The sequence below is a fragment of the Aquidulcibacter sp. genome, from assembly GCF_020253525.1.
Classification (GTDB): Bacteria; Pseudomonadota; Alphaproteobacteria; order Caulobacterales; family Aquidulcibacteraceae; genus Aquidulcibacter.
The window spans coordinates 1-16,812 of record NZ_JADCBK010000041.1 but is presented as its reverse complement, the minus strand read 5'-3'; the positions used below and the strand labels follow the sequence as shown (position 1 = coordinate 16,812).

The following is a 16,812-nucleotide window of genomic DNA, read 5'->3' as shown; positions in this document are numbered from 1 at the left end:
TTGTCGCGACGAATATGCTGCTCGCGCGTGGAAAGGGTCAGCACAAAGCCGCGCGTGCCATCGGCGTCCACCGTCTCGCCAGCCAAACGGCCGGGCATTTGGCGCACATATTTGTCCTTGGTGGCAAACAGGCCAACATAGGGACCGCCGAAATTCAAGCTATTGCCAATCGACTGGCCTTCGCCTGCAACAATATCAGCACCCATTTCGCCTGGTGGCGTGATGAGGCCAAAGGCGACGGCTTCGGTAAAGACCGCGATCAACAAGGCACCCTTGGCTTGCACGGCTTTGGCAAGCTCGGTGAAGTCGGTCAGCGTGCCGAACACGTTCGGGCACTGGACCACGACGCAGGCGGTGTTCTGATCGACCGCTGCCAGAACGGCTGCCTCATCATTAATCGCAATGGGAAGGCCTGCAATCTCAAGCCCTGAATGCTTGGCCAAGGTGCGTGCCGCGCGACGGTAGTGGGGATGCAGGCCACCTGAAAACACCACTTTGGTGCGCTTCGTCACACGGGCGGCCATCACTACGGCTTCGGCACACGCAGTAGAGCCATCATACATGGAAGCATTGGCCACATCGCACGCCAGAAGACCTGCCACTTGGCTTTGGAATTCAAACAGGGTCTGCACCGTGCCTTGCGCCATTTCAGGCTGATAGGGCGTGTAGGTGGTCAAAAATTCTGAGCGCTGGATCAAATGATCGACGCTGGCAGGCACGGCGTGGCGGTAAGCCCCTGCCCCACAGAAAAATGGCACACTACCAGCTGCCACGCTGGCATTGGACAAGCGCTGCATATGGCGCTCTACCGCCAATTCACCTTGGGCGAATGGCAGATCATGGATCGGACCGTCGAGACGGGCGACTTCGGGGACATCGAGGAACAAATCTTCGATTGAGGCAACGCCAACTTTAGCCAGCATTTGCTCGCGGTCAGATGGGGTAAGGGGCAAATATCGCATCAGGTTTTCTGACTTTCTTTTTGCATTTCAAGGGAAAGAAGCTGGTGGGAGGTATGGGCAGAAGCGGCAAAGGCCTCCTGCACAGAATGATAATCGGCCTGTGGCTTGCCTTGGTTGATCTTGCGCTTGGCGACCAAGGCCCGGACCTTAATCTTCAGACCCACGATGGCGCGCTCGAGGGTGGAGATATATTCCGCAGGCGCATCGTCAACGGCCCAAGGCTTGGGGGCTTGTGCCTCCATGTCGTGGGTGGCCGGTTCCAGATAGTTCCGCATGGCGCGTGGATCGGTCTCAATCGTCACATGCCCCCGCGCCTCTGCCGCCAAATAGGCCCAAGTCGGCACGACTTTGCCATGGATCTGCTTGGAGGGATAAAGCGATGGGCTGACATAGGCATCAGGCCCTCGGAAGACGGCCACACACGGGCTGCCTTCTTCGGCTACCGCCTCATGGAAGGGATTGGCGCGGGCAATATGGCCAATAAGCTCTTGCGTGCCAGTTGCTTCATCGTGGCGAACAACCAAGGGCACATGCGCGACCACGGGACCGTCAGGCCCATTGACGCACAGCACCGCGAAGGGATGGGCCTTTACAAAGGCCCAAGCTTCCTCTGGGTCGTCTACCCGATTGTGAACCGGCACATACATCTGGCTTAGAGGCCTGCTAGATAGGCGTCGTAGGCCGCGCGATCCATCAAGGCATCCAATTCTGCTGGATCGGTTAGCTTCAGCTTGGTGAACCAGCCCGTGGTTTCGGCTGCCTCATTCACGCCTTCGGGGGCCTCTGCCAAAGCTTCATTGACGTCGACCACTTCGCCCGAGACAGGCGCATAGACGTCTGAGGCGGCCTTTACGCTTTCCACAACGGCCACTTCATCGCCCTGCGAGACGATGCGGCCGATGTTTGGCAATTCGACAAAGACAACATCGCCCAATTGATCGGCTGCATAGGCCGTGATGCCACAGGTGGCGATATCGCCTGCAACCGAAACCCATTCATGGTCTTTCGTATATTTGGTGGTCATGTTTCAGCCTTTCCGGTGATAGTTGTGTGGAACAAAGGGAAGCGAGGCGACAACCCAGCGCCGGGGTTGATCGCGGACAATTAAGTCCAATTCTGTGCCGACTGCGGCAAAGGCGGCATCGACATAGCCCATAGCAATCGGGCCACCGACTGTTGGGCCATAGCCGCCAGAGGTGACCATCCCGACCTTCTCGCCAGCGAGATTGCGGATTTCAGCCCCTTCACGCGCAGGGGCCTTATCCTTGGGCAAGAGGCCGACACGCTTGCGGCTGGGCTTTTCGGCAAGTTCTTTCAAAATGCGGGCAGCACCTGGAAAATCACCGCGCTCACGCCGAACCTTTTGGATGGTCCAAGCAAGGCCTGCTTCAATCGGGCTCGTCGTCTCGTCCAGATCATGGCCATAGAGGCAAAGGCCCGCTTCCAGCCGCAAACTATCGCGTGCGCCAAGGCCGATGGCCTTTACATGGGCGGTGGCAAGCAAAGTGCGCACGAAAGCCTCAGCCTTGTCCGCGGCAATCAGGACTTCAAAGCCATCTTCACCCGTATAGCCAGAGCGGGATACCACCACCTCGCCATAAGGGCCTTTCACGGTGGCAAATTCCATAAAGCTCAGGCGCTTTGGCCCATCGCCCACATTGCCAATTGCATCGACGGCCTTTGGCCCTTGTACCGCGATCAGGGCGCGATCATCGGCCCGGGTCAGCGTGGCTTTACCGGCGCAAGCGTGCGCAATGATGGCAAAGTCTTGCTCTTTGCAGCCGGCATTGACGACGAAATAAAGCGTGCCTTGATCGGCTTCGGCCTTTGGACGGCCCACAAACAAATCATCCAAAACACCGCCCGTGGCATTGGGCAATGTCGTATAGCGCAATTGCCCGGGGGCAAGGCCTGCGACATCGCAGGGCAAAATCGTCTCAACCAAGGCGGCAATCGCGGCGTGGGCCGCATCGCCTGAAAGGCTTGCGTCATCCAACTTTAGAAAGGCTGGCCCCATGTGCGAGACGTCAAACAGGCCGCAACTTTCGCGCGTCCACACATGTTCTTTCATCACCCCTTCGGCAAATTGCACCGGCATCAAATAGCCAGCAAAAGGCACCATGCGGCCACCCATGCTTTGCCATAGCCCCGTGAGAGGTGTGGTTTTTAAGGAAGTGTCTTCAGACATCAAAGGCTCCGACAGGTACGCGACACGCCTCAGGGTTCCCCCATGTCGGCGCGCGCCCCAGCTGTCTAAAACCTGAGAGTTTTCGCGGATAACCTTGAGACTTCAAGGGACCGCTTGCTCCTTCGGCGGTTGGACGATGTGCCCAACACTCTCCAGCGTATTGACGTGGCTGCGGTCCTTTTGCCTGAGAGTTTCCGGGGCGGTTGCTCCTTCGGCGCGGTCCTGCTCGGGATCGTCTCTCCCGCAGTCACACATGAGCTTGAGCCGGTCTCATCCAAGAGCGACGCAAGAATTGCCCTCCTGCCCGCGCACGCCCGACACGTCAACTGCTTTGACGCCCGCAACGCCATTCATCGACAAGCTTTTGCAGCAGAGGCGGGTAAATTAGGCGGCCAAGTCTATTCCGCCGTCACATGGGTCTGCTTCAGCACCACATAATGGGCCAAGTTCCAGTGCAACACACAAGGCGGCTTTAGCCTGACCAATTCATCGACTTCCAGCCGGAGGGGCCTGCCCACCTTGCCCAGCCCATCGGCCATATCCATGACCCTTTTGAGGGTCGTACCTTTGAGGCTGGCGCTTAATTTGCGGCGCAAGTCGCTCAAAGTATGGCGCTGGCCATGGGCAGCGGCAACCATGGCTAGGCACGCCAGCCCACACTCCGCTGCCTCTGCCTGCAAGATCATTGGCAGCTTGTCTGAGTGGAACAGGCGGGGCAGCCAAGTACGGCTATCGTCGTGAGCTGGCCGATCCAAATTTTCAGCTTGCCTAACCTCAGGCATCATGTATTGCTACCCAAAATAGTTATCCACAGATTGATTATAAAACCGCTATTTCGCCACTTGAAATACCCCTACTCGCTAAATCAATTTAAACGGCGTCCGCTAGGGAAGCCAAATGCAGTTCGGTATTCGGCCCGATTTCAGACCGGACAGGGAGATTGAAATATGCGTGCATTGACGATGGATGAAGTAGGTTCAGTAAGCGGGGGTTCGCGCCCATGGAACCCATACACCGACTTCAAAAGCCCCGAGCAGTCTGAAGCGTATTGGGGGTATGAAGCGATGATAAACATGGCACTCAAAGAAGCGGGGCTAGATTATAATGGGAACCCGATTGATGGTTCGGGCCCCACTTCTGACATTCCATTCTTATATGGACCACCCACAAGCAATCCGTCCGGATCTGTGACCATCGGCAACGATACAGATAACAAAAACGCGCTGTCCGTACAGGGGTCAATTACTTACACGACACAAAGCGGAAGCAACGTTACTGGAACACTTACCATTCTGGTGAATGGCGGGGCACCAACTGTTGGCATTGGGGTAACTATTCCATTCTGATGAAACTGGATCGAAACATGCCGAGCGAAATAACGCCAAACCTGTTTGCTTGCTCGGCATAGATAAAAAGGCCGTTCTGTAACATGACCAGATATCGACAGTTAGCAAATGCAGTTGGGTTGGCCGCGTGGGCCCTGTGTGTTGTTGGCTGCATGGAAGCCCATGGAAGCGATGTTTCTACAATTTCAGGATTTCAAGACAACGCCCGCCCGCCACGATTGCTAGAATGTCTTACCGTCAGCACGGTAAAAATTTGCATGAGCGAAGACCAACAAATCCTGACAACATTCAACCCATCCCTTGGATTATCTGATGGCATCCCTAAGCTCCAACGAATAGCGCTCCCATCGGAGGGGGAAGAATTTGATGTCTTAGATTTCGAGTGCAAGGAATCCAAATCGTCCTTTTGTCTTGTTCGCACCGAGACAAGAAACTCTCAGGAAAATACAGCTAATGCCCTGTTTAAAATTGATTTGGCAACAAATGCTGTTTCGAGAGTCGGTTCGGGGCGTTTCAGCTTCGGACCGATATTTGAACGCAATCTTAGCCTCATCGACAATTCAGCTGCAACGCCGGTGTTTTATAAGTTCAACGAATTAACAGGGGAATTAGAAGAAGGCTGGCGATCAGAAAAGTATGGCCTTCTTGAGGGGTTTCTTCCCGCCATTTACTCTGAAAACGGCAGAACTGAAATGCTGAGGTTTGCGTTAGACAGGGAGAGAAAAATTGCAACAATTTTTGAGCCAACCTTAGGGCCAAAGCGGATCTTACACGACGAAATGCACACTTTTTTTTATGGTGCATGGTCAGCTGCACCGGCAGGTTCAAGTGCACTCTTCGGCGTAGCAGTCGACTTTCCCCGAGGTGCAGCGCCAAGATCTGTGGCCGGGTTAACCCAATTGCACGCAAGTGTCTCAGGCTCTGGTCAAATATCAATTCAAAACTTTGCTACTGACCTAGATTTGCCCGATGAGCTCATCCAATCAATACCGCCTCAAGTGGACAAGAGCGGTGATATCTACGTTATCACGGGCTCCAAAACAGGGCCTGCGTTAAAGTTTGTATGCAGAAACCGAGCCGGCATTCTAACCTTAAAGGCGTTAAGCGAACCAAGCCCGCTGGCGCGCTTGCGTGTCTGGGCTTCTCCACTCATTGCCGGGGTTGAGCTTCGCAGGGAAGCACCTGGTCGGCGGCTTAGCTTTCAACACTTTGCGCTTTCCACAGGCGCAACCGGAACAAACAGAAACTGCGAGACAACCACGGTGTTGATCGCGCCGGAAATTTCCGCTGAGAGCCACCTGCCGATTATAGATCAGGCTCACGCCCAAACCTTTGTCTTGCGACTAAATCAGGAAGATGGAAGTTCTATGCCGAGCCCTGCATTAGTCATCACGAAATCAATTATGGCATCCCCAAAATCAATCATTATTGACCTATATGGTGCTGTAGGCGGAACCGCGCAATCACCAAACGAATTTATTCGACCTTTTGACCCGCTTCTAGACGAACATTGGGTTGCGCAGGCCATCCTTCCAGGTGACGGCGACTTTGGCAGATTGTTTGCCATGTCATCAGCAACGCCAAATCGAAAGCTGACTGTAGAGGCCATTAATGAATTGTCGGAGAGGCTAATCGCTACTTTCCCGACACTTGCCGGGAACATTACGCTCAGAGCCGGCAGCGCCGGGACAAGTACAGCTGTTCAAGCAGCGCTAAGTCGCCCCGACCTGTATAGTGGCGCAATTATGTTCTCTGGGGCGTATGATTGGGTTTTGCTTGGCTCAAACGAGGACATGGCAGGGTTTCACAAGATTCAAGATCAATTGGAACTCGATGCTGCGATCACCGCTACACCTGACTTCTGTTATGGCACAAAATTTTTGCTCTTTCATGCGCATAATGATGATCGGGCGCCTTTCTCGCAGGCGGAAGTTTTTGCTTCTAAGCTAAAGGCGAAACGATGCCTCGTTGGAACCATCTTTACCGGCGGCGGCGGGCATAGTCTTTCTCGTCTATCCTTCAGAAGTAAGGACCGGGCAACTTTTGCTCAGATAGTCCACCAAAGGGCATCAACGCCACTCTTGAAAGATTTAGGTCTAGCGCAAAGTCAATCCAGTACGCGTCCATGACCCTCTTCCGCCCCGCTGTCATTGAAGCCCAGCGCCGCCGTGTCTATGGCAGTGTGACGCTGCATCAGCCTGCGCGGCTTGTGGCATAACGCACCTTCATGAGCTGGCTGCTTGATCCGCTTTTGGCGGCACGGGCCCGCGCGGCTGCAGAGTGAGTGGTCGTCTAAGTCACAAAATTACCTGTTCCCCGAATCCAAATTTCATCGCCCTCTCCCGGGATGGCGAACCTTTGAATAGCACATCGCGACATGATCTATTTCGACGCCACTCCAGTTGAAATGAAAATGCGCCAAATATTCAAAGCGCCCAAAAGCACAAAGGCCGCACCGGTTTCCCCGTGCGGCCTGCTCTCAACAAGTTGAGTGCGACGGACCCAATCGCTAGGTATAGCTTTCGCTTCGCCTTTAGAAGTATTCGTTAGAATTAGACTATGTTGACCCCACCTATTGAAAGGCGTTTTCTTCTTTTGTCGCCTTGCTAACTTTCTACTCCCGCGCTTGCTTCCGTGAAAATAAGGTTACGCCTGATTTTTATTTTGACAAGCAGTTTTTTGTGAGTCGCCGTTCCGGCAATTTTTCATAAAATCAGCTACATAAGGATTATCCCCAATCTTATCCACCATTTTATCCACAGGAAAACAAGCGACCTCTTTTAATCCGGGCTCGCAATACACATATCTCGCGCGGGCAATGATTTAGGGTAGGCTTGGTACGCCATTGCGTACCCGTGTAAGGCCTATCCCATTGGCTCTGATTGGGGAGGTTTATTTATGGATCTGCTTTGGTTTTCCGCCGCCTTGGTTGTGATGGCGGTCATTTTTGTCACCACATTCGTCAAAATCGTGCCGCAAGGCCGGCAATATACATTGGAGCGCTTTGGCCGTTATTTGCGCACCCTACACCCTGGCATTCATTTCATCACGCCCATCATGGACCAGATCGGCCGCAAGATTTCCATGATGGAAAGCGTTCTGGATGTGCCGCGCCAAGAAGTGATTACGCGCGATAACGTTATGGTGCGCTGCGATGCGGTGGTCTTTACCCAAGTATTTGACGCAGCCAAAGCCGCCTATGAGGTGGAGGATTTGCGTCTGGCCATCACCAATCTGTCCTTGACCAATTTGCGCACCGTGATCGGCTCGATGGAATTGGACGAAGTGCTATCCCAGCGCGACACCATCAATGCCAAGTTGTTGCAGACGATTGATGCCGCCACCAATCCTTGGGGTGTGAAAGTCGTGCGCATCGAAATCAAGGATTTGTCGCCACCCTCTGATCTCAACGAGGCCATGGCCAAGCAAATGAAGGCAGAGCGTGAGCGTCGGGCTGAAATCACCCAAGCTGAAGGCGAAAAGGCGGCAGCCATTTTGCGCGCAGAAGGGCAGAAGCAAGCCATTATTCTTGAAGCCGAAGGCCGCCGGGAATCTGCCTTCCGCGACGCTGAAGGCCGCGAACGCGCCGCAGAAGCCGAAGCCAATGCGACACGCATGGTGTCTGAAGCCATCTCGGCCGGAGACGTCAATGCGCTGAATTATTTCTTAGGCCAATCCTATGTGGAGGCCTTTGGCAAATTGGCCTCCTCGCCGCAACAGCGCACCGTGATTGTGCCGACGGAATTGAGTGCCATTGCCTCGGCCATTGAGGGGGTACGGCAATTGACGCTGTCGGGCACGGCCACACAAAGCCAAAGCCAAGGCCAGGCCAAAGCCCCTGCCCGCACTGCTGTTCCCACCACAAAGGACTAAGTTGATGGATGCTTTTTTCAGTAATTGGGCAGGTCTGGGTGCTTTGATCTGGCTGGGCATTGGTGCGGCTTTGCTGGCGGCAGAATTGCTGACTGGCACCGCCTATCTCTTGTGGATCGCCACAGCTGCGGCTTTGACTGCCGCACTGGCCTTCCTGTTTCCCGGTGCAAGCCTGCCGGTACAGCTTGTGGCTTTCGCCCTGTTTGCCTTGGCAACCACGGTCGTCGGACGGCGCTTTTTCAAGCCTGACACGACGCCTTCAGAGGACCCCACGCTGAATTCGCCCCTGCAACGCCATATTGGCCAGCAGGCGGTAGCTGTAGATGGCTTTGTCAGCGGGACAGGTCGTGTACGGCTGGGCGATACAGAATGGGCCGCCAAAACCCTCGATGATGCCGATCCAGCTAGCGGCAGCGTGCTTGTGGTGACCGGGGTTGAAGGTGCCGTCCTGCATGTGACGCGCGCCAATTAAGCCTTCCCTTGTGCGGAGGGGTGCGGCTATAGACTTCTGATGGACCGATTATTGGAAGGCTATAGCCGTTTTCGCCGCGATGCTTGGCCGCACCAACGCGAACTATATGAGCAATTGGCCGATGGCCAGACCCCGCGCCTTTTGGTGATCGCTTGTTCTGACTCCCGCGCCGATCCCGGTCAGATATTTGATGTGTCACCTGGAGAGCTGTTTGTTGTGCGCAATGTGGCAGCCCTCGTGCCGCCGTTTGAGCAAGGCGAAGGCCTGCACGGCACCTCTGCCGCCATTGAGTTCGCCGTCCAAGCCCTCGGCGTGAAGACCATCCTTGTCATGGGCCATGCCCGCTGCGGTGGGGTTAAGGCTGCGATCGATCGGGGCCGCTGGGGCACCAAGGCCGGGCAAGAAGGCCAAAGCCTGCGCTTCGTCAACCAATGGATTGACGTGCTGGTACCTGTCGTTGTGGCGCTCAAGACTGACGAGATTGAACCTTGCGAACGGGCAAGCGTTGAACTCTCCATGTCCAATCTATTAAGCTTCCCCTTTGTGGCCGAAAAGGTTGCCGCTGGCACCCTCAATCTCGAAGGCGCCCGCTTTGATATTGCGACCGGCGGGCTAGACCTCTTCAATCATGAGCGGGGCTGGGTGCGGGCAGATCCGCGGGCAGCCGATTAGCCACCCGCGAGGCTGGCCATAGTTGGCCAGCCGCTAATCATTTCAGAGACAGCAAAATAAGCCGGGATGCCGATGATGATGTTGAACGGCAAGGTGATACTGATCGACGTCGTCAGATAGAGCCCTTCATTTGCCTCTGGCATCGCCATGCGCACGGCGGCTGGGGCCGCAATATAGGAAGCACTTGCTGCCATCGTGGCAAACACCGCGGTGCCACCAACCGAGAAGCCCGCGAAATGGCCAACCACAAGGCCAATCGTGCCAAACAGGATGGGCATGGTCACGCCAAACGCCAACATGAAGGGCAAGGGGGCCTTTGATTCCCGCAGGCGCTTCAGGGCGACGACGCCTAATTCCAGCAAGAAGAAAGCAAGCACGCCTTGGAAGGGCGTGATAAAGACGGTGGAGACGGCTTCAATGCCTTTGGGATCGGTCAACAAGCCAACCAAAAGCCCGCCGCCCATCAGCATAACGCTTTTGCTGGTAATGGCTTCGCGCAACACATGATTGACGCTGATGGTGCGATTTTCCGACATCAATCGCGCCAGCACGATGCCAATAATGATACCTGGCACTTCCAACACAATTAGAAGCGCGGTCAGATACCCCTCAATCTTAAAGCCACTCAACGCACCAAAGTTCAGGGCCGCCATAAAGGTCACCGCGCTGACTGAGCCAAAGTGGGCGGCCATGGCCCCCGAATCAACAATGCTCTGCTTGCCAATCTGTCGGGCGACATAGAAGGCGATAATAGGTGTCAGCACGCCCATGAAGATGGTGGCCAGAAACGGCAGCAACATGGATGTGCCGGCCGAATTGTCCAGCGCAATCCCGCCCTTCAAGCCAATCGAGAACAAGAGATACATGGAGATGGTCTCATGTACCTGTTGGGGAACGCGCAGATCGCTTTTCACATAGGCGGCAAAAGCCCCTAGCGCGAAACAGATAACAGCGGGCGAAAGAAGGTTAGCAGCAACAAGGTCAAAGTTAAGCATGGCGGGGGCGCTAACGCGAAACCCCAGAGTTTGCAAGCTTTGACCCAAGGCTTAGACCACAAAAACGATGCTGGCCCTACCTTGGATCAAAACTTGTCGGCTTAGACTTATTTCTCAAGCTCAACTTGAAGCGAGATCTGGATGGAATAACTGACCTCACCGGCTGCAACCGGGGTTGGTGCGGCGGCATCGGCCATCGCGGCCCGTGCCATCATCATCGGCATGGGTTGGGGCGGGGTGTAGCCACCACTCTCACTGATCGACACAATGCGCTTAACCCGCATGCCTGCGGCCTTTGCATAGAGGTCGGCGCGGCGCAGGGCCGTCGCCATCGCTTCGCTACGGGCTAGATCCAGCATGGCGTCAGGGTTTTCAATGCCGAAATTTGGCCCATCAATCTCATTAATGCCTTGGGCGACCAGGGCATCCATCACCGCACCAATTTGGTCGATCTTGCGCAGCTTTAGGGTGACGCGATTGGCGGCTTGATAGCCCACGATGCGCGGGCGGGTGCCATTGGTATAGTCATATTGCGGGCTTAGCTGCACGCCAGAGGTTTGCATGTCCTTGTCGGCAATGCCTGCGGCTTTCAGCGCTACAAAGGCGGCAGACATTTTGCGCGCATTATCTTCCATCGCGGCTTTGGCGGTTTTGGCGGTGGTCACAACCCCTGCCCCCAAGGTCGCCATGTCTGGGGCTTTTTTCTGATCAGCGCTGACAGTGAAGTTCAAGGTGGTGGGTGTAACCGGGGTAGGCGCCACGCAGCAGGGTGCACCCATGGCAGGGGCCGCCTGCGCCAAAGCGGAGACGGGCACAAACCCCACCGCGCTGAGGGCGAGGGCCGATAAGAGGGTTTGACGGTTAAAGTGACGCATAAGATTTCCCTTCCCAGATTGGTCTTTTGGTTTCTACCTAAACCAACATGAACAGAGTCTGCACTGCATTGGGCAAAAAAGAGACCGATCTGCGTTCAAATGAGGACAAGGCTTTTGCGACGCATCAAAAACCGCTATCTCCCCGCCTCCCGCAGATGGTTCGCCATGGCTCGGGTCGTTAGCTCAATGGTTAGAGCCGGCCGCTCATAACGGTCTGGTTGTAGGTTCGAGTCCTACACGACCCACCAGCCTTCGCTCTTCGAGCTACGGCTCGGCGAGCCGCGGCGAAGCTCGAAGAGCGAAACTAGGATTTATCGCGGCGAAGCTCGAAGAGCGAAGCCGGATCAACCCTTCATCCCCCACAGCCCTGCAAGATTATTCTTCTGCATGTCGCTCGACCCGCCCACGATGCGCATGCCGAGGAGGTCGCGGACGTGGCGTTCCATGTCGAAGGCGTCTGACAAGGCATAGGCCCCAAGCACGCGTTGGCAGATGAGCGCGATTTCTGCCGCGGTATCGGCAACAAACAGCTTGGCCATGCTCGATTCAATGCCACAGGGCAGGTTTTGGGTGGCAAGCCAAGCGGCGTGATAGAGCATATGTCGACAGGCTTCGAGCTTGGTGCGTGCTTCCACCAGAGCGTGACGAATGGCTTGATGGCCCGAGATGACCTTGCCAAATTGCACGCGCTCTTGCGCATAGGCCCAAGCTTCCTCGACCGCGGCTTGGGCGATACCGAAAGTCACGGCGGTGATTTCGAGCTTTTCGACATCCAGCGCGCGACCGGCCAACATGCCCCAACCCTTGCCCCATTTCTCAGGGCCACCCACGATGTGGGAAACAGGGATGCGCGCATTGTCGAAATAGACATCGCTCGACAAGGTATAGCGCAGATTGACATGTTCAATCGGCTGCAGGGTCACACCCGGAGTATCTTTCGGGATCAGCACAAAGGCGAGATTTTTGCGCTTCTCATCGCTCTCTGTGCGGATGAGGCAATAGATATAATCGGCAAAGTCGGCACCCGTGCACCAGCGTTTGGCCCCATTGATAACCACATGATCGCCGTCAATCACGCCGCGTGTGGTGACACTGGATAAGTCCCCGCCCACATCGGGTTCAGACAGGCCATAGCAGAACATCAGTTCGCCTTTGGCCAAGGCCGGCAGATAGGCAGCCTTTTGTGCGTCATTGCCATTTTCAGAAATATTCATCCCGCCATAAAAAGCGCAATGGATGAAGGGCCCTGCCAGAAACGCCCCTGCCCGACACAATTCTTCAATCACGGCCACAGCCGCATAAATATCTTGGCCCAGACCGCCAAATTCCTCATCAACCGTCAGCCCGCAAATACCCATAGCGGCAAGCTCGGCAAAGAGGTCGCGCGGCCAGGTGTGGGTACGGTCCCAAAGCTGGCGCTTTTCCCGCGGTGCTTTGGCTTCCACAAAGCGGCGTAACTGGTGGCGCAGCTCGGTAATGTGGTCGGGCTCTGGGGCAAAGGCGTGTGGCAAATCTATTCCCCTGTCAGATTCATTTTGCGCTTTTCTTTAAAGGCGGCGACGGCTTCGGCCCGGTCCTTGGCCATATTGGACAAGGTCTCATAGGCCACCGCCGCATCCATGGTGAGATTGGCGGCTTGGCGCAATTGTTGGTTCATCACGACTTTGGTCCAGCGGACAGCCCAACGCGGATTGCCCAGGATTTTACCGGCCATTTCGGCGACCTTGCTGTTGAGCTGGTCAGACGGCACTGCATAATTCACAAGGCCAATGCGGGCAGCCTCAGCCCCTGAGATTAAGTCCCCTGTCAGCAGCATTTCCTTGGCCCGTGCCACCCCGATCAGGGCCGGCCAAATGACGGCTCCACCATCGCCAGCTACAAGGCCAACCTTCACATGCGGGTCGCCAATCTTAGCGGTGTCCTCGGCGATAATCACATCGCACATCAAAGCAATGGTCGCGCCAAGGCCGGCAGCCGCGCCATTGAGACGGCAGATGATGGGTTTTTCAAGTTCAAGGAGCGAGAGCACGATCCGCTTAGCATCTGGCGCAATGGCCCGGAAGCTGGCGGGATTGCTGATTTGTTCGTCAAACCAGTCCAAATCGCCACCGGCACAGAAGACACGGCCCTTACCCGTCAGAACGATCAAATCGCTGTCAGGATCGCGCTGGCAATCGGTAAAGACCCGCGCCAGCTCTTCATGCATCGCCTCATCCACGCCATTGACGGGATTATTGCCCGCGATGGTCACAACCAGAACGCGGGGGCCATAGCCTTGGTCATAGGCAAATTGGATGCGGGAATAGTGCTGAAATTCCATGGAGCCCTCCCCCGCCTAAATGCGCGCAATGCGGCGGCCAAAGGTGGCACCGGGCTGGAACAAGGCGCAAAAAGCGGCAGGCAGGCTTTCCACGCCCTCAGAGATGACTTCTTTCAGCTTCAATTGGCCGCTTTGGATCATGGCGGCGGCTTCGGCTTGGGCTTCCGGGAAAGCGCGCAAATCGTCAAACACCACAAGGCCCTCCATCTTCAAGCGATGGGTGATGAAGCGGTCAGTATTGCGAATACCATGCCGATCAGGCAGCGCGACATTATAGTCTGCCACTTGGCCCGAAACCACAATCCGGCCAAACGGGCGCATGAGCGGTAGGATCGTATCAATCATCGCATTGCCGACATTATCAAACAGCACATCTGCCCCTTCGGGCATGGCCGCCGCCAGATCGGCTGCAAAGGTGGGCGAGCGATAGTCGATAACCTCATCAAAGCCAGCTTCGGCCTTGAGCCAATCGGATTTGTCGCCGGCGCTTGCCACCCCCACAACCCGCGACGCCCCCCAAGCTTTAGCCAATTGGCCTGCCGTGGCGCCAACAGGGCCTGCGGCAGAGGTGACGATCACGCGGTCACCGGGCTTAATCTGGCCGATGCGCTTTAGGCCGAACCAAGCCGTCATGCCAGGCACGCCTAGAACACCAATCCAAGCCGATAAAGGCACCCCCAAGTCAGGCAGTTTCGCACAATAGCCCCGACCATTGGAAATCGACTGGCTAGCCCAGCCCGAGCCCAACGTCACCAATTGGCCGACTTCAAAGGCAGGGTTTAGGCTTTCCACCACATGGCCCACAGCAAAACCATCAATCGGATCGCCAATCTTCAAGGCCCCGGCATAGGAATCAGTACCCGAGAGCCGCGACCGTGTGCCGGGGTCGGCGGACACGAACTTATTTTCCACCCGGAATTGGCCTTCTTTCAAAGGCGGGGCTTCAAACGTCTCAAGTTTAAAGTCCTCCAGCGAGGGGGTTCCAGTGATGTGGCGGGCGAGGGTGATACGGTGAATCTGGGTCATGCCTACACCTTGGCCCGCAATGGCCGCCCTGTCAGCCCCAAAGTGCATCTGATCTGTTTTGCTGTCGTGACAGGAATGGTTGGCTCGGGCAAGGATTGGCAAAGTAAAGATGAGGTAAGCCATGACCCAAGAAACCGACATCCGTACCGGCGCTGACCAATTGGTGGCGACTTTGGCTGAACATGGGGTCACGGCCTGCTTTGCCAATCCAGGCACCAGCGAGATGCATTTGGTGCAAGCCCTAGATCGAGAGCCGCGCATTCGCTCTGTTCTGTGTCTGTTTGAAGGCGTGGCCACAGGGGCAGCCGATGGCTTTGCCCGCATGGCTGGAAAGCCTGCCATGACGCTTTTGCACTTAGGGCCGGGCTATGCCAATGGCGCGGCCAATATTCATAATGCGCGCCGGGCCTATGCGCCCATGGTCAATGTTGTGGGCGATCATGCCACCTATCACCGCACCTTGGATGCGCCCTTGGCTTCAGACATTGAAACCTTGGTCAAGCCCAATTCACGTTGGGTGGGGGTCGTCGAAACAGCCAGCGAAGCGGGCGAAAAGGCGGCAAAAGCCTTTGTAGAAACCATGGGGCCACCAGCAGGGCCAGTAACCCTGATTTTGCCAGCCGATAGCGCATGGAATCCTGCAGGTCCTGATGCGCCGCGCGTATCGGTGCCGGGGCTCTCGCTGGTGGACCCCGCCCAAGTCGAAGCCGTGGCCGATGCCATCCAATTGGCGCAAAAGCCGGTCGTGCTGGTCAATGGCCCTGCCCTGTATGATGAAGCAGCCCTTGAAACCATGTCGCGCCTAAAGGCTGCGGGCGTCCGGGTCCTGTGCGACACCTTTGTAGGCCGTCTGGCGCGCGGTGCAGGCCGCTTTGGCCCCGACCGCATGGCCTATTTTGCCGAAATGGCGATGGAGGATTTGGCTGGTACCGATCTAATGATCCTCGCAGGAACGGGCGTGCCGTGTGCTTTCTTCGCCTATCCCGGCAAGCCCAGCATTTTGGTGCCAGAAGGCTGCACCACCATCGAACTCTCCGCCCGCAGCGAAGATACAGCGGAAGCCTTGGCTGCCCTAGCCGATGCCTTAGATGCGCCCGACGCCCCACCTGCACCCACGCGCACCGAACAACCTCTGCCAACTGGCAAGATCACGCCTTACACGTGCGCCACTTCCTTAGCGCGCCATATGCCCGATCAAGCCATTATTTCCGATGATGCAGTGACCGCAGGCCTCCCTCATTTCATGGCAACCCAAACGGCTGCCCAGCATGATTGGCTGTTCCTAACCGGTGGGGCGATAGGCCAAGGCCTGCCCTTGGCGGTTGGGGCCGCTGTGGCCGCGCCCGACCGCAAGGTCATTGCGCTAACAGGTGATGGCGCGGGCATGTATACGCTGCAAGCCTTGTGGACGATGGCGCGCGAATGCCTGCCCATCGTCACGGTGGTCTTCGCCAACCGCTCATACCGCATTTTGAATATTGAGATGGGCCGCACGGGTGCAGGCCAGCCAGGCCCCGCGGCCAGCTCTATGCTCTCCCTTGACAAGCCTGCCCTCGATTGGGTGAAACTGGCGGAAGGTCAAGGGGTTGAGGCGGTTTCTTGCGACACAGCCGAAGCCTTTGACACCGCCCTTGCCCGCGCGATTGCCGCCAATGTTCCCGTGCTGATTGAGGCGGTGATGTGAGGCGTTGCGGTCAACAAAACCGTCCAATCGCGGCTTCCAAAAGCATGACTTAGACCGGTTCAAAGGCTCGCTCTGCTCACTTTGACCCTGTCTGACGATTGTTTCGGCGCAAACTTGATAGCCGCCTTTGCCAAGGCACAGCCTGCGGCAAAGGCCGTCCAGAGAAAGATAAATTAGTTAAAACAGTGCCTTATAATGGTGCATTCTTGAAGGAATGCACCCTACGCAACTACTGGCCAAAACTTGTCCCGCAACTTTGATCCTACGGATCAAAACGCGGTTCTTATTCTTGTTTTTCCCGCAACTTTGATCCTACGGATCAAAACGCGGTTCTCATTCTTGTTTTTCCCGCAACTTTGATCCTACGGATCAAAACGCGGTTCCTATACCGGAATATTG

Annotated in this window: 16 protein-coding genes, 1 tRNA gene and 1 riboswitch; of the genes, 7 read left to right on the top strand and 10 right to left on the bottom strand. The window is 56.0% G+C overall.

Features of this window, described 5'->3' with window-relative positions; translation table 11 throughout:
• From gcvPA to IOB61_RS05675, 5 genes are all read right to left on the bottom strand, one after another.
• A partial coding sequence (gene gcvPA, locus IOB61_RS05695; protein ID WP_290813489.1) for an aminomethyl-transferring glycine dehydrogenase subunit GcvPA occupies nt 1-962 on the bottom strand: 962 nt, incomplete at its 3' end.
• Nucleotides 962-1,609 (bottom strand): FMN-binding negative transcriptional regulator, encoded by a 648-nt coding sequence (locus IOB61_RS05690; protein WP_290813486.1) that lies wholly within the window; start codon nt 1,607-1,609, stop codon nt 962-964. The genes IOB61_RS05690 and gcvPA, both read right to left, overlap by 1 nt.
• A gap of 5 nt (nt 1,610-1,614) precedes the next feature.
• Nucleotides 1,615-1,986 (bottom strand): glycine cleavage system protein GcvH, encoded by a 372-nt coding sequence (gene gcvH / locus IOB61_RS05685; protein ID WP_290813483.1) that lies wholly within the window; start codon nt 1,984-1,986, stop codon nt 1,615-1,617.
• A gap of 3 nt (nt 1,987-1,989) precedes the next feature.
• Nucleotides 1,990-3,150 carry a glycine cleavage system aminomethyltransferase GcvT gene (gcvT, locus tag IOB61_RS05680; RefSeq protein ID WP_290813480.1) on the bottom strand — a complete coding sequence of 387 codons (1,161 nt, stop codon included), beginning with the start codon at nt 3,148-3,150 and terminating at the stop codon, nt 1,990-1,992.
• Between the two features lie 162 nt (nt 3,151-3,312).
• Nucleotides 3,313-3,404, bottom strand: a riboswitch (glycine riboswitch).
• 144 nt (nt 3,405-3,548) lie between these two features.
• A complete protein-coding gene (locus tag IOB61_RS05675) occupies nt 3,549-3,935 on the bottom strand; it encodes a cysteine peptidase family C39 domain-containing protein (protein WP_290813477.1) in 387 nt (128 codons plus the stop codon).
• 162 nt (nt 3,936-4,097) lie between these two features.
• Between IOB61_RS05675 and IOB61_RS05670 the strand changes: the two genes are divergently transcribed.
• The 5 genes from IOB61_RS05670 (at nt 4,098) to IOB61_RS05650 (ending at nt 9,513) form a co-directional block, all read left to right on the top strand.
• Nucleotides 4,098-4,496: a hypothetical protein gene (locus IOB61_RS05670; protein ID WP_290813473.1), complete on the top strand. Its 399-nt coding sequence runs from the start codon at nt 4,098-4,100 to the stop codon at nt 4,494-4,496.
• A gap of 83 nt (nt 4,497-4,579) precedes the next feature.
• Nucleotides 4,580-6,625, top strand: a complete 2,046-nt coding sequence (locus IOB61_RS05665) for a prolyl oligopeptidase family serine peptidase (RefSeq protein WP_290813470.1) — start codon at nt 4,580-4,582, stop codon at nt 6,623-6,625.
• A gap of 769 nt (nt 6,626-7,394) precedes the next feature.
• Nucleotides 7,395-8,369, top strand: coding sequence for an SPFH domain-containing protein (locus IOB61_RS05660; protein WP_290813467.1), 975 nt, complete (start codon nt 7,395-7,397; stop codon nt 8,367-8,369).
• Nucleotides 8,370-8,373: 4 nt separating this feature from the next.
• Nucleotides 8,374-8,841, top strand: coding sequence for an NfeD family protein (locus tag IOB61_RS05655; protein ID WP_290813464.1), 468 nt, complete (start codon nt 8,374-8,376; stop codon nt 8,839-8,841).
• 39 nt (nt 8,842-8,880) lie between these two features.
• Entirely contained in the window at nt 8,881-9,513 is a 633-nt protein-coding gene (locus tag IOB61_RS05650; RefSeq protein WP_290813461.1) for a carbonic anhydrase, read from the top strand.
• On the opposite strand, the gene IOB61_RS05645 is transcribed toward IOB61_RS05650, so the two are convergent.
• Complete coding sequence (locus tag IOB61_RS05645) at nt 9,510-10,508, bottom strand: sodium-dependent bicarbonate transport family permease (RefSeq protein WP_290813458.1); 999 nt, start codon at nt 10,506-10,508, stop codon at nt 9,510-9,512. The genes IOB61_RS05650 and IOB61_RS05645 overlap by 4 nt on opposite strands.
• A gap of 107 nt (nt 10,509-10,615) precedes the next feature.
• Nucleotides 10,616-11,383, bottom strand: a complete 768-nt coding sequence (locus tag IOB61_RS05640) for an SIMPL domain-containing protein (RefSeq protein WP_290813455.1) — start codon at nt 11,381-11,383, stop codon at nt 10,616-10,618.
• A 172-nt stretch (nt 11,384-11,555) separates the two neighbouring features.
• On the opposite strand from IOB61_RS05640, the gene IOB61_RS05635 reads away from it, so the two are divergent.
• Nucleotides 11,556-11,631: transfer RNA gene (locus tag IOB61_RS05635), tRNA-Ile, on the top strand.
• A gap of 96 nt (nt 11,632-11,727) precedes the next feature.
• Here IOB61_RS05635 and IOB61_RS05630 read toward each other — a convergent pair.
• Genes IOB61_RS05630 through IOB61_RS05620 form a run of 3 tightly spaced genes read right to left on the bottom strand, consistent with a single transcriptional unit; the run spans nt 11,728 to nt 14,729 of the window.
• Entirely contained in the window at nt 11,728-12,894 is a 1,167-nt protein-coding gene (locus IOB61_RS05630) for an acyl-CoA dehydrogenase family protein (protein WP_290813452.1), read from the bottom strand.
• 2 nt (nt 12,895-12,896) lie between these two features.
• A complete protein-coding gene (locus IOB61_RS05625; RefSeq protein WP_290813449.1) occupies nt 12,897-13,703 on the bottom strand; it encodes an enoyl-CoA hydratase-related protein in 807 nt (268 codons plus the stop codon).
• 15 nt (nt 13,704-13,718) lie between these two features.
• Nucleotides 13,719-14,729, bottom strand: coding sequence for an NADP-dependent oxidoreductase (locus IOB61_RS05620; protein ID WP_290813446.1), 1,011 nt, complete (start codon nt 14,727-14,729; stop codon nt 13,719-13,721).
• A gap of 121 nt (nt 14,730-14,850) precedes the next feature.
• Between IOB61_RS05620 and IOB61_RS05615 the strand changes: the two genes are divergently transcribed.
• Nucleotides 14,851-16,413 (top strand): acetolactate synthase large subunit, encoded by a 1,563-nt coding sequence (locus tag IOB61_RS05615; RefSeq protein ID WP_290813443.1) that lies wholly within the window; start codon nt 14,851-14,853, stop codon nt 16,411-16,413.
• The last annotated feature ends 399 nt before the right edge of the window (nt 16,414-16,812 follow it).

Excerpts from the sequence above, each read along its gene's own strand:
- IOB61_RS05690 (WP_290813486.1), bottom strand. The coding sequence starts at position 1,609 with ATGTATGTGCCGGTTCACAATCGGGTAGACGACCCAGAGGAAGCTTGG.
- gcvH (WP_290813483.1), bottom strand. The coding sequence starts at position 1,986 with ATGACCACCAAATATACGAAAGACCATGAATGGGTTTCGGTTGCAGGC.
- gcvT (WP_290813480.1), bottom strand. The coding sequence starts at position 3,150 with ATGTCTGAAGACACTTCCTTAAAAACCACACCTCTCACGGGGCTATGG.
- IOB61_RS05675 (WP_290813477.1), bottom strand. The coding sequence starts at position 3,935 with ATGATGCCTGAGGTTAGGCAAGCTGAAAATTTGGATCGGCCAGCTCAC.
- IOB61_RS05670 (WP_290813473.1), top strand. The coding sequence starts at position 4,098 with ATGCGTGCATTGACGATGGATGAAGTAGGTTCAGTAAGCGGGGGTTCG.
- IOB61_RS05665 (WP_290813470.1), top strand. The coding sequence starts at position 4,580 with ATGACCAGATATCGACAGTTAGCAAATGCAGTTGGGTTGGCCGCGTGG.
- IOB61_RS05660 (WP_290813467.1), top strand. The coding sequence starts at position 7,395 with ATGGATCTGCTTTGGTTTTCCGCCGCCTTGGTTGTGATGGCGGTCATT.
- IOB61_RS05655 (WP_290813464.1), top strand. The coding sequence starts at position 8,374 with ATGGATGCTTTTTTCAGTAATTGGGCAGGTCTGGGTGCTTTGATCTGG.
- IOB61_RS05650 (WP_290813461.1), top strand. The coding sequence starts at position 8,881 with ATGGACCGATTATTGGAAGGCTATAGCCGTTTTCGCCGCGATGCTTGG.
- IOB61_RS05645 (WP_290813458.1), bottom strand. The coding sequence starts at position 10,508 with ATGCTTAACTTTGACCTTGTTGCTGCTAACCTTCTTTCGCCCGCTGTT.
- IOB61_RS05640 (WP_290813455.1), bottom strand. The coding sequence starts at position 11,383 with ATGCGTCACTTTAACCGTCAAACCCTCTTATCGGCCCTCGCCCTCAGC.
- IOB61_RS05625 (WP_290813449.1), bottom strand. The coding sequence starts at position 13,703 with ATGGAATTTCAGCACTATTCCCGCATCCAATTTGCCTATGACCAAGGC.
- IOB61_RS05620 (WP_290813446.1), bottom strand. The coding sequence starts at position 14,729 with ATGACCCAGATTCACCGTATCACCCTCGCCCGCCACATCACTGGAACC.
- IOB61_RS05615 (WP_290813443.1), top strand. The coding sequence starts at position 14,851 with ATGACCCAAGAAACCGACATCCGTACCGGCGCTGACCAATTGGTGGCG.